The 12,910-nt window shown below is 64.3% G+C and carries 12 protein-coding genes; 7 read left to right on the forward strand and 5 right to left on the reverse strand.

The window, feature by feature from the left end:
* Both L0U84_RS33660 and L0U84_RS33665 read left to right on the forward strand, forming a co-directional pair.
* A complete protein-coding gene (locus tag L0U84_RS33660; RefSeq protein WP_233856325.1) occupies positions 1-1,095 on the forward strand; it encodes an aldose epimerase family protein in 1,095 nt (364 codons plus the stop codon).
* Positions 1,096-1,286: 191 nt separating this feature from the next.
* Positions 1,287-1,595 carry a DUF4148 domain-containing protein gene (locus L0U84_RS33665; protein WP_233856326.1) on the forward strand — a complete coding sequence of 103 codons (309 nt, stop codon included), beginning with the start codon at positions 1,287-1,289 and terminating at the stop codon, positions 1,593-1,595.
* A gap of 195 nt (positions 1,596-1,790) precedes the next feature.
* Here the strand turns inward: L0U84_RS33665 and L0U84_RS33670 are convergent, their stop codons facing one another.
* The gene (locus L0U84_RS33670; RefSeq protein WP_233856327.1) at positions 1,791-2,102 is read right to left on the reverse strand and encodes a DUF4148 domain-containing protein; all 312 of its coding nucleotides are present in this window, start codon (positions 2,100-2,102) and stop codon (positions 1,791-1,793) included.
* A gap of 264 nt (positions 2,103-2,366) precedes the next feature.
* Here L0U84_RS33670 and L0U84_RS33675 point away from each other — a divergent pair, with 264 nt between their 5' ends.
* The 3 genes from L0U84_RS33675 (at position 2,367) to L0U84_RS33685 (ending at position 4,431) form a co-directional block, all read left to right on the forward strand.
* Positions 2,367-3,188 (forward strand): isocitrate lyase/PEP mutase family protein, encoded by an 822-nt coding sequence (locus L0U84_RS33675; RefSeq protein WP_233856328.1) that lies wholly within the window; start codon positions 2,367-2,369, stop codon positions 3,186-3,188.
* A gap of 21 nt (positions 3,189-3,209) precedes the next feature.
* Positions 3,210-3,605, forward strand: coding sequence for a RidA family protein (locus L0U84_RS33680; RefSeq protein WP_233856329.1), 396 nt, complete (start codon positions 3,210-3,212; stop codon positions 3,603-3,605).
* A gap of 190 nt (positions 3,606-3,795) precedes the next feature.
* On the forward strand, positions 3,796-4,431 hold the full coding sequence (locus L0U84_RS33685; RefSeq protein ID WP_233856330.1) for a helix-turn-helix domain-containing protein: 636 nt from the start codon (positions 3,796-3,798) through the stop codon (positions 4,429-4,431).
* A gap of 25 nt (positions 4,432-4,456) precedes the next feature.
* Here L0U84_RS33685 and L0U84_RS33690 read toward each other — a convergent pair whose 3' ends face one another.
* The gene (locus tag L0U84_RS33690; RefSeq protein WP_442794093.1) at positions 4,457-7,426 is read right to left on the reverse strand and encodes an FAD-binding and (Fe-S)-binding domain-containing protein; all 2,970 of its coding nucleotides are present in this window, start codon (positions 7,424-7,426) and stop codon (positions 4,457-4,459) included.
* Positions 7,427-7,513: 87 nt separating this feature from the next.
* Entirely contained in the window at positions 7,514-8,551 is a 1,038-nt protein-coding gene (locus tag L0U84_RS33695; RefSeq protein WP_233856332.1) for a DUF1338 domain-containing protein, read from the reverse strand.
* Between the two features lie 126 nt (positions 8,552-8,677).
* On the opposite strand from L0U84_RS33695, the gene L0U84_RS33700 reads away from it, so the two are divergent.
* The gene (locus L0U84_RS33700; protein WP_233856333.1) at positions 8,678-9,610 is read left to right on the forward strand and encodes a LysR substrate-binding domain-containing protein; all 933 of its coding nucleotides are present in this window, start codon (positions 8,678-8,680) and stop codon (positions 9,608-9,610) included.
* Between the two features lie 57 nt (positions 9,611-9,667).
* On the opposite strand, the gene L0U84_RS33705 is transcribed toward L0U84_RS33700, so the two are convergent.
* Both L0U84_RS33705 and pcaQ read right to left on the reverse strand, forming a co-directional pair.
* Positions 9,668-10,795, reverse strand: a complete 1,128-nt coding sequence (locus tag L0U84_RS33705; RefSeq protein ID WP_233856334.1) for a 4-hydroxyphenylpyruvate dioxygenase family protein — start codon at positions 10,793-10,795, stop codon at positions 9,668-9,670.
* A 272-nt stretch (positions 10,796-11,067) separates the two neighbouring features.
* Complete coding sequence (gene pcaQ / locus L0U84_RS33710; protein WP_233856335.1) at positions 11,068-12,090, reverse strand: pca operon transcription factor PcaQ; 1,023 nt, start codon at positions 12,088-12,090, stop codon at positions 11,068-11,070.
* Between the two features lie 113 nt (positions 12,091-12,203).
* On the opposite strand from pcaQ, the gene pcaH reads away from it, so the two are divergent.
* On the forward strand, positions 12,204-12,908 hold the full coding sequence (gene pcaH / locus L0U84_RS33715) for a protocatechuate 3,4-dioxygenase subunit beta (RefSeq protein WP_233856336.1): 705 nt from the start codon (positions 12,204-12,206) through the stop codon (positions 12,906-12,908).
* Positions 12,909-12,910: the final 2 nt, after the last annotated feature.

Genomic DNA, 12,910 nt, shown 5'->3' on the forward strand with positions numbered 1-12,910 from the left:
ATGATCAGCATCGCACAACTCTCTTCCGAGCCATGGGGCACACTGCACGGCGGCGATCGCGTCCGGCTCTACACGCTGCGTAACGCGCACGGCATGAAGGTCGCCATCAGCGACCTCGGCGCGACGCTGGTTTCGTGGCACGCGCCGGATCGCGCCGGCCGGCTCGGCGATATTCTGCTCGGCCACGACACGCCCGCCGAATATGTGGCGGCCTCGACCTACATGGGTGGACTGATCGGCCGCTGGGCGAATCGCATTGCGGGCGCGCGCTTTTCGCTCGACGGCATCGAGTACGCGCTCGATCGCAACGAAGGTCCGAACCTGCTGCATGGCGGCACGGTCGGTTTTCATCGCGCGTTGTGGGACGTCGCCGAGGACGACGGCGCGTTGCTGATGCGGCTCGAGTCGCCCGAAGGCGATGCCGGCTTCCCGGGCAACGTGACGGTGCAGGTGCGCTATTCGCTCGACGACGACGGCACGCTGACGATCGGCTACGAAGCGATTACCGACGCACCTACACCGCTCAATCTGACGAGCCATCCGTACTTCAACCTGACCGGGCGCGCGGGCACCGACATTCGCGGCCACGTGCTGTCGATCGACGCCGAGCGCTTTTTCGAGGTCGACGCGACGATGATCCCGTGCAAGCTCGCCGACGTCGCGGGCAACGCATTCGACTTCCGGCAGAGCGCACCGATCGGCGCACGGCTCGACTGGCCGCACTCGCAACTCGCGCGCGCGGGCGGTTTCGATCATTGCTACGTGCTGCGCGAGGCGCCGGCAAACTCGATCAACGGCAACGACGGCGACGCAGCGTCGCTGCGCGAAGTTGCCTGCGCCTACGATCCAGGCAGCGGACGCGAATTGACCGTAACGACCGATCAGCAGGGCTTGCAGTTTTATACCGGCAACGCGTTGAACGGCAATCCGGGACGCGGCGGCGTTCGCTATCAGCGGCACGCCGGCTTGTGCCTCGAGGCGGGCGGCTTTCCGAACGAGGTCAATATGGCCGGCCAGGACGAAGTGATCGTGCGACCCGGCGATACTTACCGGCAAATCACGACTTATCGCGTCGATGTGCGCAAAGGTGTTTGACCAGATTTACGGGTGCTTTTCCGCTGATTTTCGAACACCGCGACGGCGAGATTACAGCTCGCCGACTATCCGTTATCGGCAATACTGAATTAGTCGGCTAGTGGTTTTCCCCAAATTCGCTCCCTTCTAGACTGCTTATATCGCACCGGTATTACTGCGGTGCCGGATAGACAACTACGGAGGGAAACATCATGAAATCGCTTATCCAGGCAGTTGCGTTGGCGGCCGTGATCGCCGCGCCGGTCGCGGCATTCGCCCAATCGGAACAGCCGGTCACGCGCGCCGAAGTCAAGGCCGAGGTGCAGCAACTCGAACAGAACGGCTATAACCCGGCCACCGCGCTCGATGCCCAATATCCCGCGGACATTCAGGCGGCCGAGGCACGCGTCGCCGCGATGAACGCGAAGGGCCAGGGCGATACGTCTGGGTATGGGTCGCCGATGGGCGGATCGTCGCAAGCGGGCCATCATCCGATGGTGGTCAATCCGGACGGTCAATAACGAGTCGCGAACGGAACGTATTGCGAATTTCCGTAGGGAGGTAAGGTTCGTGAATTAGCAGGTCTTTTTCCATCTTTGCGGTTTTCGCCGTTTCGATCGAATATAAAGCGAGCGCATGTTTTCAAGGCATGCGCTCGCTTTTTGCGTTTATTCGGCGCGAGGAACGTACCGCTGATTCTGACGCCGCCGCAGATTTCAGCCAGAGCGCGCCTGCGGGCATTCGGTCTGATACCAGATGTCCACCTGCCGCTGCGCGCGCTCGAGACTCGCCGGATAGTCGGGATCGAAGCGTCGTTCAGGGTGGTAGCCCGCTTGCTGCAGCGCCGACAGCTCGCTCATGCTCCGCTGGTGCGTGGCCGGCGCTTTGTTCCTGAGATCGGTCAGATCCTGGCATTGCGTTGCGCTCAGATGGGTTTGCGCGCCGCCATTTCCGCCGCCCGCGGCACAGCCAACGAGCGTGAGCACCAACGCGGCGGCGATCGAGCGCGTCTGCGTCGCGATGTTCATATCGTGCCTCCTTTGGGGAAAGTGACCTCATCGCGAATGCCGTCTTCCCACGCGGCCGTTCGCCTCACCGAGCCGGCTTGTTCGCCTGTCGTCACTTTCAATTATTGGAAACGCGTGCGAAAGTCGCCATCAATTTCATCAACCATGCTTTCGATCCGGACATAGACTTTCCCCTGGTGAATGCCGATTTGCCCGCGCATCAGTTGACCCGACGTTTTCCCCTCAACGAGGGAGCCGCGCTCCCTCACTCCAAGGAGAAATGCGATGCCCCGCACCGCCGCTGAAAAACGCGCCGCTTTCCGCGCGCTGCATTCGTCCGGCTGTTTCGTGCTGCCCAATCCGTGGGATGCGGGCAGCGCCCGTTATCTGCAAACGCTCGGCTTCAAGGCGCTCGCCACCACGAGTTCCGGTTTTGCGTGGTCGACCGGGCATGCGGACAACACGCTGCCGCGCGAAGCGATCCTCGCCCACCTGCGCGCGATCGTCGACGCGACCGATCTGCCGGTCAACGCCGACTTCGAAAACGGCTTCGGCCGCGATCCGGAAGAAGTGGCCGAGAGCGTCACGCTCGCGGTGGCAACGGGCGTCGCGGGCCTGTCGATCGAGGACTCCACCGGCGACGCCGCCGCGCCGCTGTTTCCGATCGACGTCGCAGTGCAGCGGCTCAGCGCGGCGCGCCGGGCGATCGATCAGAGCGGCGGCGATACGCTGCTCGTCGGCCGCGCGGAGAATTACTTCGCCGGCAAGCCCGATCTCGACGATGCGATCGCACGTCTGAAGGCCTACGCGGCGGCGGGCGCCGACTGCCTGTACGCGCCCGGCATCCAGACGCGCGAGCAGATCGAAGCGGTGGTCGCCGCCGTTGCGCCGAAGCCGGTCAATCTGCTGATCGGCTCGACATCGACGCTGACGTTGCAGGACGTGGCCGCGCTCGGCGTGCGGCGGATCAGCGTCGGCGGGGGGCTGGCGCGCGCGGCTTGGGGTGGCTTCATGCACGCCGCTCAGGCGCTGGCCGATGGCCGTTTCGACTTCACCGGCGCGACCGCGGGCACGCAGCTCAATGAGCTTTTCAATCGACACGCGTAAAGCCATTAACTGGAGATCACCATGCCCCGCGAAATCATTCGGGTCGAACCGTTGTCCACCTACCTCGAAAAGGTCAAGGCACCGACCTCAGCCGTCACGCGCCACGGCGATACGGTCTACGTGTCGGGCTTTCCGCCGTTCGATCCCGAGACCGGTGAAATAGTCGATGCGCCGATCGAACGGCAGACCGAACTCGTGCTCGAGCAGATGAAGCTGTGTCTGGAGACGGCCGGCTCGTCGCTCGATCACGTGCTCAAGTGCAACGTCTATTGCACGTCGGTGGACAAATTCGCCGCGGTCAACGCGATCTACAAGCGCTATTTTCCGGTCGATCCGCCGGCGCGCATTTTCGTCGCTGTGCCCGCATGGTTCGCGCATTTCGACATCGAGATCGATTGCATTGCAGCCGTCAAATAAGCGGCCCGCAGGCTGCGTACACAGGCGTTCGCACACCGCGGCGAGCTTGTCGGAAGCCGCTGGCGTTTCCGATCAGAAAGGCCCGCGAACGCCTGAACGGCCTCATAGAGGCACTTGTCGCGCCAAATGTTATGATCGGAAACATCATTTCGCCCGATCGAAAGCGCCTTCCCGACCATCAGCCAGCCTCATGGACACCCACCTCACCAAATCCGCCGACACGTCCTCCACCGATCTCGGCCGGCGCGTGCGCGCCGCCCGTCAGGCGCAGGATCTGACGCTCGAAACCGCGAGCCGCCTGTGCGGTGTCTCCCGCTCGACGCTGTCGAAAGTCGAAAACGGCCTGATGTCCCCCACGTTCGACGTGCTGCAAAAAATCGTGCTGGGTCTGAAGATCGAAATCGGCGAACTGTTCGGCTCGACGCCGAAAGTCAGCGCGAGCGGCCGGCGTGCGCTGACGCGCAGGAACGAAGGCCAGCGCCACGCGTATCGCGGCTATCAGATGGAGTTGCTCGCCACCGATCTCGCGCACAAGGCGATGCTGCCGTTTCGCATCCGCATCTCGGCGCACACGCTCGACGCATTCGACGACTGGGGCCGCCACGAAGGCGAGGAGTTTCTCTACGTGATCAGCGGCAGCGTGTGCCTCTATTCGGAGCTGTACGCCCCGACGCATCTGAACGCGGGCGACAGCCTCTACTTCGACAGCCGCACGGGCCACGCGGCGGTGTCGACCAGCGACGAAGACGCCGAAGTGTTGTGGATGGCGACCAATGCGGACCTTCCGCACACGCCGCCTGTCGCGAACGAGTCAACGAAGAAATAGCGCGCCCTGCACGGCGCGCGCAGACTCAGCGCGCCGCCAGCGCCCGTTGCGCGAGTTGCGCGATATGCAGTGCGTGTCGCCCCGTGCCGTGCTCGATCTGCTCGCGGCAACTGAAGCCGTTGGTCAGCACGATCGTTTCCGCATTCGCCGCCATCGCATCGCGCACAGCCGGAAATAGCTTGTCCTCGCCGATCTTTTCCGACAACGCATGATGCTCGACGTTGAAGCCGAACGATCCGGCCATGCCGCAACAGCCGGTATCGAGCAGCTTCCATTTCACGCCGAGCTTGTTCAGCAACGCCGTGTCGCCCTGCATGCCGAACAGCGCCTTCTGATGACAATGGCCATGCACGATCACATCGGCCGCGAGCGTCGGCCACTCGAACGGCTGACGCGCGACGAAATCGGCAAACAGATACGTTTGCGCGGACAGTCTCTTCGCCAACGCATGATCGGGGAGTTGCTTCAGCAACTCGTCCTTGAAGACCGATAGACAGCCAGGCTCCAGACCGACCAGCGGCACGCCGGCGGCGATCTCGTCCGCGAGGTCGTCGACGATATGCGTGAGCAGTTCACGCGCGCGTTCGAGCAGGCCGAAGTCGTACAGCGGACGCCCGCAACACAAGCGATTCTTCGGCAGCACGACGTGCCAGCCGAGTTGCGTCAGCACATCAGCGGCGGCCCGCGCGATCTCGGGCGTGAAGTGGTCGTTGAACGTGTCGACCCACAGGATCACCTTCTTCGCGCCGCCGCCGCGCGTGTGTGTTGCCGATGCTTGCGACGACGCGCTCTGTCGGTAAGTCGTAGCGGCGAATCGCGGCAACGCACGCGTGCGCGCCACACCGGCCATCCACTTGCCGAGCGCGGACAAACCAGGTGCCGTCGTCAGAAAGTTGGTCACGCGCGCAAAGCGCGCGGCCCAAGGTGCCCATTCGCCGATCCGCCCCATGAACAGCGCCTGACGCGGCCGACGATTGTTCTCATAGTAGTGAGACAGGAATTCCGCCTTATACGACGCCATGTCCGTATGCGTCGGGCAATCGGACTTGCAGCCCTTGCACGCGAGGCAGGTATCGAGCGCTTCTTTCACTTCGCGGCTGTTCCAGCCATCGGCGATCACGTCGCCTTGCAGCATTTCCCAGAACAGATGCGCACGCCCGCGCGTCGAGTACTTTTCCTCGCGCGTGCCGCGATAGCTCGGACACATCGTGCCGCCGTCGAGCGAGCGGCATTTGCCCATGCCGATACAGCGTTCGATCGCACGCTGAAAGCCGTCGCCCTCCTGACTCGCGAACGCGAGCTTCGTGTGCAGCGTCACCGGCTTGTATGCGGGCCCCATGCGCAGGTTTTCGTCGGCGCGGTATGCGTGCACGACCTTGCCCGGATTCAAACGATTCGCCGGATCCCAGATCGTCTTGAACTGCTCCATCGCCTGCATCAGTTCGGGGCCGTACATGATCGGCAGAAACTCGGCCTTCGCCTGGCCGTCGCCGTGTTCGCCCGACAGCGAGCCGCCGAATTCGACCACCAGTTCCGCCGCTTCGCGCAAGAACCCGCGCCACGTCGCGATACCTTCCGCGCTGCGCAGATCGAACGTGATGCGCGCGTGCACACAGCCGTCGCCGAAATGGCCGTACAGGCTCGTCTCGTAGCCATAGCGATCGACGAGCGCCTGAAACGCGCGCAGATAGTCGCCGAGCCGCAGCGGATCGACCGCGGCATCTTCCCAGCCGACTACCGGATCGGGCTTGTCGCGATCCACCGATAGCGCGACCGCCGACGCACCCGTCTCGCGAATCGACCACACCTTCGCCTGCAAGGCGCGATCTTCGACGAGCATCGTCGAGATTTCCGGCCCCGCCGCGCCCGACCGGAAATACGCGGCGGCATCGCGTGCCTGTTGCAGCACTTCGTCCTGCGTGTCCGCGCCGAATTCGAGCACGACCCACGCATCGCCTTCGGGCAGCAGTGCGATCTCATCCTTCTTCAGGCCGCGCGCCTGCAAGCCGCGAATGATCGCGCGGTCAAGTCCCTCGACCGCGATCGGCCCGCAGCGCATGAAATGCGGCACGGCGTCCGCCGCCGTATAGATGTCGGTGAAGCCGACCACGACGATCACGCGCCTCGCGGGACTCTTCACGAGACGCACTTTCGCCTGCAACGTAACCGCGCAAGTGCCTTCGCTGCCGACCAGCGCACGCGCGACGTTGAAGCCGTTTTCGGGCAGCAGTTGATCGAGATTGAAGCCCGACACGCGCCGCTTGATCTGCGGGAATTTCGCGCGAATCCGCTCCGCGTACGTATCGCGCAGCTGCCTGAGCGCCGCGTAGATTTCGCCTTGACGACCACCCGCCGCGATGATGCGTTCGAGTTCTTCCTCGGAGGTTGGGCCGACCCAGAAACGCGCGCCGTCGAAGGTCGCGATTTCGAGCGCCTCGATATTCTCGACGGTCTTGCCGGCCATTACCGAATGCGCGCCGCACGAGTTGTTCGCGATCATGCCGCCCAGCGTGCAGCGACTATGCGTGGCGGGATCGGGCGCGAACGTGAGGCCGTGCTGTTCGGCGGCATCGCGCAACGAGTCGCACACGACGCCCGGCTCGACGATCGCAACACCCGCGAGCGGATCGATCGAGACGACGCGGTTCAGATACTTGCTCGCGTCGGCCACGACCGCGACGTTCACGCACTGACCGTTCTGCGACGTGCCGCCGCCGCGCGGGAGAAACGGCACGTCGTTGCGACGGCATGCCGCGAGCGTCGCGAGCAGATCGTCGACATCGGCGGGCACCACCACACCAAGCGGGACTTGTCGATAGTTAGACGCATCCGATGCATACAATGCTTTGGAACCCTGATCGAATCGCACTTCGCCGCGCACATGCTGGCGCAGGTCGCGTTCGAGCGCCTGCAATAGCGCGGCGCTGGCCGCGAAAGGCGTGGCGGCACGCGGTTCATTCGAAGCGCCGCGCTCGCCCACTACGCGCCGCTGCACGCCAACCCGCCGCTCTTCATCCAATGACAATGACGTCCCCACTGCGTACCTCGTCTGCGATGCCGGCGCTCGCGCGCCCGAATCCGCTCAGGCCGCCTGGCTTGCGGTCATCCGGAAGATGCCCTGGGCGTTGCCCGCGTCGAAACGCAGGTCCGTTTCCCAGCGGCGCGCATCCTGATCGAAACTGCGCTTGCGCGTAATGAATTCGTAGAACGAGCCCGGCACGTCGCGTGTGACGATGCTGCCGTCGGCCGCGCGAAATTCACGCTGCACGAGATCCGCGCGATACGCGGTCTGGAACACGCGCCCGGAACGCGAATGCTCGACTTCCGGCTTCATCGGCCGACCCTTCGCCTTCTGTTCGTCCGACAGCTCGAACACATCCGCGACGCGGTCGGTCGCGTGATTGAACGCGTTGCCTTCGGTCGCGATCCATGCCATTTCCGCCGATTCCTTCAACAATACTTCGTAATCGGCTTCGCGTGGCATCTCGTGCTGACGCGCGAACGCATCGACGATCACCGGCAGCAACTCCTGCGCCGCATCGAGCGGCAGCACGCCATCTCGTTCGAGTTCCCACAAGAGGCCATGGGCGCGCGGCGTCAACGGATCGCGCGAGGCACCGATCACGTTCGTCACCGCCTGCTGGAACGCCGCCGAAAAACGCTCCGGATGCAGTTCGCTGACGAAGAACTGCGCGATCTCGTCGGGTGCGTCTTCATGTGCCCACGCGCGGCCGGTCATGCCGAGACGATCGAGCGGATAGCGGCCATTGATCCGAAAGCCAAGCGGTCGCAGGATGCGCGCGAACGCGGCCTCGCCGGGCGGCAACGCGCCGCTGTGCGGCCAGCGCACGGTGCGCAGCGCGCCATGATCGAAGTACACGCTGCCGCCGGCGGAGACGGTTTCCTCCGTATAGCGGCGGCCGTTCGCCGAGCGCGCGAGCAGATCGTCGAACAGCGCCATGTTCATCGCCTGTGCGAGTTCGGCACGCGTGACGCTACCGCCTTCCCACTCGTTCAACACATGCGGATGATTCAGCGTCGCAAACAGGCGCGCGGTTTTCTCCGCGCCCAGCAACTTCTGCAGCAGTTGTTCGACGTTCGCATTCTTCAGGTTGAGCATCAGGCTTCTCCGCGCTATCAGTTGAGCGCCCGCACGAGCGCCTCATAACGGGCGAGATTATTCAAAATCCGCTGCGCCCCCGTAAAGCGAGATAAAATCGCCACTTGATGCGTTTTTGGAATTAACGTGCGAAAGTTCAAGATTCCCAACATGGGCGCGCTGCTCGCGTTCGAAGCTGCCGCGCGGCACGAAAGCTTCACGCATGCGGCGCGCGAGCTGTTCCTTACCGAAAGCGCGGTGTCGCGACAGATCAATACGCTCGAAAGCAATCTCGGCGTGCGGCTATTCGTGCGCGTCAAGCAACGCGTGGTGCTGACGCGCGCGGGCAAGGTCTACAGCGCGCAGGTGCGACGCTCGCTCGAACACCTCGATCGCGACACGTTGTCCATCATCGCGCACGGCAGCGGCGGCGGTTATCTGGAACTCGCGGTGTTGCCGACTTTTGCGTCGCAATGGCTGATTCCGCGCATGGCCACATTCAACAATCAATACCCGGATGTGCGCGTGAACATGGGCGTGCGTACCGCGACGTTCCCGTTCGCCGACACGCATTTCGAAGCGGCGATTCACTATGGCAAGCCGACGTGGCCGGGTACGTCGGCCGATTTTCTGTTCTGCGAGGAAGTGGTGCCGGTCTGCGCGGCGAGTCTGCTGAAGCGGCCGGTCCGCAACGTCGCCGAACTGCTCAACTATCCGCTGCTGCATTCGACGACGCGCCCTGATGGCTGGGCGAGCTGGTTCGCGAATCTCGGCGTCGACGACAACCGCACGATGCAGGGCGTGCGCTACGAACTGCACACGATGCTGATCAGCGCGGCCGCGGCCGGACTCGGCATTGCGCTGGTGCCGCGCTTTTTCGTCGACACGCAGTTGCAGCAGTTCGGTCTCGTGATTCCGTTCGACGCACCCGCCGTCGCCGATGCCGCTTATTACCTCGTGTATCCGACCGAGTTGAGCCACGGCAAACCGCTCGCGAGTTTCCGCGAGTGGCTGCTACATGAGGCGGCCGCGTACGGCGCGATTTATCCGGAGTTGGCGGAGCGGCCCGAGGGGGCGTGAGGAAACGCCAGTCGCCTGCGTGATCGAATCAATCACACCTGCGACTGCGCGCAAAACCTAGCTGCCGGTGCGCGCCTGCGCCAATGCGGCCAGATTGCCTTCGCCGAAGCCGTGATGCCCCTGGCGTTGCACGATCTCGAAGAAGATCTCGCCGGCCCGGCGACGCACGAAGGTCTGGAAAAACAGCAGCGGCGCGCCGTTCGCGCCGATCTCGCCATCCACCAGCACGTGCGTGCGACGCAGCCGTTCGACATCGAGCCCGTGGCCCGGCAAACGTGCATCGAGCTGATCGTAGTAGCGCGGCGGCGGCTCGACGAATTCGACGCCGTCCGCGAGCAGACGCTCGACGCACGCAAAGATGTCGTCGGTGGCAAGCGCGATGTGCTGCACGCCCTCGCCCGGATGATCGGGCAGATACTCGTGCATCAGGTTGGTCCGGCGCGTGCCTTCCTCGTACAGCGGTATGCGGATCGCGCCGCACGGCGACACCATCACACGCGATTCCGCCGACACGTGCCAGTTCGCGTGCAACTCGTGAATCTCGCGGAAATTCAGCAGGTCGCGATAGAAGTCGATCCACTCCTGCATGCGACCTTCGCCGACGGTTTGCGTCAGATGATCGACCGCGACCAGGCCGCTGCCCGCGTGACTCAGATCGGCTTCGGCCGTGTCGATTTCGATGGGCCGGAAGTCGATGTCGAAGATCGAGATATCCCCGAGGCCGCCGCGCTGACCGCCACGCCCGCGCCAACGATCAACGAAATAGATATGGGAATCGCCGATGCCTTGAATCGCCGGAATCAGCAATTCGCCGGCACCGAGGCGCTCGCCCTCGAACTCCCACGCGCCGAGTTCCACCGCGCGTTCGAACGCGCGCTGCGCGTCGGCGACGCGAATCCCGATCGCGCAGATGCCGACCCCGTATTCCTCCGCGTAGCGCGACGCGAACGAATCGGGCTCGGCGTTGATCAGGAAATTCATCTCCCCCTGGCGATACAGCGTCACATTCTTGCTGATATGACGCGCGATCGCCTTGAAGCCGAGGTGCGTGAAGGTCTCACCGAGCATCTGCGGATCGCGCGCGGCGAACTCGACGAACTCGAGGCCGGCCGTGCCGAGCGGATTGTGCTCCGGCGCCAACACGGCGCGCTGTGCGGCCTCTGGAGTGGGCAAGTCGCTGGTCATGGCAATCTCCTTGTACGGTCTTTCAATGCGGTGGTCGGTCTTTCCGGGGTTCGGCGCAATCCGTTCCGGCCGTTCGCGATGGCTGCGTGGTACGTGCCCGCTCGTGGCGCGCACGCGGTGTGCCGCGGAAAAAAGAGGCTGCAGCGGCTTTCGCACCGTGTTTTTACACCGGGTCGCGGGGCATTCGCAACCGTCCTTTTGTACTGGTTGGTTCATCCGTCGAACGGCACGCCGGCCGGTGCTCGCGGGCATGCGTGCGGCAAGGTGCCGTATCACTCGAGCGACGCGTCGCCCGGGCTGCCTTTGCGCGCCGTTTTGCCGGCGATTTTACCGATGCTTTTGCCCGCATCCTTGCCCGACGCCGCAGCCATTCTGCTCCGCGCGACCTCGCGCACCGCCTCGATGAACGCGCGCCCCACCGCCGACGGCTGCGTATCCGAGCGGCGAATCAGCCCCACCGGCTCGCCGGTTCCCGCGAACGGCAACGGCAGGCGCACCAGCATGCCGTGCGCGAGCTCGTATTCGACCGCGCTTTGCGGCACGAACCACACCGCGCCGTTCTCCAGCGTCAGCGCGCGCCCGGTCGATACCGACAACACCTCGACGAACGCCGACAGCGGCGGCACGCCCCAAGCGCCGAGCAGGCTCTCGGCCGACTGGCGGATCAGCGTGCCGAACGGCGGCAGCACGATCGGAAATTCTTCCAGCGACGTAGCCGGCAACGCCGTTCCTTCGGCGAGTGGATGCCCGGCCCGCACGACCGCGATCAGCGGCTCTGTAAACAGTTGCTCGAAGCTCAGGCCGACCATCCGCTCCGGGTCCGCGAGGCGGCCGATCGCAAATTCGATCGAGCCCGCTTTGAGGCGTTCGAGCAATTCCGGGTTCGCGCCGGTCGCGAGGCGCACGATCACGCGCGGCCACTGCGTCGCGAACTGTCTCAGCACGGGCGGTACCAGCACCGCGGCGACGGTCGGCAGCACGCCGACTTCGAGCGTCGCGGCGGCCGCGCCTTCGGCGCGCGCGAGCAGATCGACGCCCTGACGCAGCGCGCTCACACAGGCGCTCGCGTGCGGCATGAAAAGCTGCCCCTCGCGCGTCGGCACCGCGCCGTGACGGCCGCGCTCGAACAGTTTCACGCCGAGAATGGCCTCCAGTTCGGCGACCGTCTTCGACACCGCCGGCTGCGTGATGGACAGACTGTCCGCCGCCCGCTGGACGCTGCCGAACTGCGCGACGGCCAGAAAGCACTGAAGATGACGGAATTTGACGCGGCTATCCGCGAGACTGCGTTGCATAACGGAAGGTTATACGAAACCGGCAAAAAGGTCATTTTTCATAACCGCAGGCTTTGTATAAAGTGCGAGTCATAACGTCGCATCCCCCACGATTCCTCCAACGGAGACACTTCATGGAAGATTCAATTCTTGCCCCGCGAGACTTCGCGTCCCATCCCGCGTATATCTATCCGCCGTACGGTTCGTCGGTCAAACGCGGTCCGACGCGTCCGCTGATTCCGCTGAAGGAACGGCTGCGCGACCAGCGCGTGCCGGTCTACGGCACCGACGACCTCGACCCGCTCGACAACGACCTGACCCGCAACGCGGCGCGCAACGGCGAACCGCTCGGCGAGCGCATCATCGTCACGGGCCGCGTGCTCGACGAAGGCGGCCGCCCGGTGCGCAACACGCTGGTGGAAGTGTGGCAAGCGAACGCCGCCGGCCGCTATGTGCACAAGGCCGACCAGCACGACGCGCCGCTCGACCCGAACTTCCTCGGCGCGGGCCGCTGCATCACCGACAACGATGGCCGCTATCGCTTCATGACCATCAAGCCGGGCGCGTACCCGTGGGGCAACCATCCGAACGCATGGCGTCCGCAGCACATTCACTTCTCGCTGTTCGGCAACCATTTCGGCTCGCGTCTCGTCACGCAGATGTACTTCCCCGGCGATCCGCTGCTCGCGTTCGACCCGATCTATCAAGGCACGCCCGAGCATGCCCGTGAGCGCATGATCTCGAAGTTCTCGCTCGACACCACGCAAGAGGCCTACGCGCTCGGCTACGATTTCGACATCGTGCTGCGCGGCCCGAACGAAACCCCGATGGAGCGCTAAGC

The organism is Paraburkholderia sp. HD33-4 (assembly GCF_021390635.1).
In the GTDB taxonomy this organism is placed as follows: Bacteria; Pseudomonadota; Gammaproteobacteria; order Burkholderiales; family Burkholderiaceae; genus Paraburkholderia.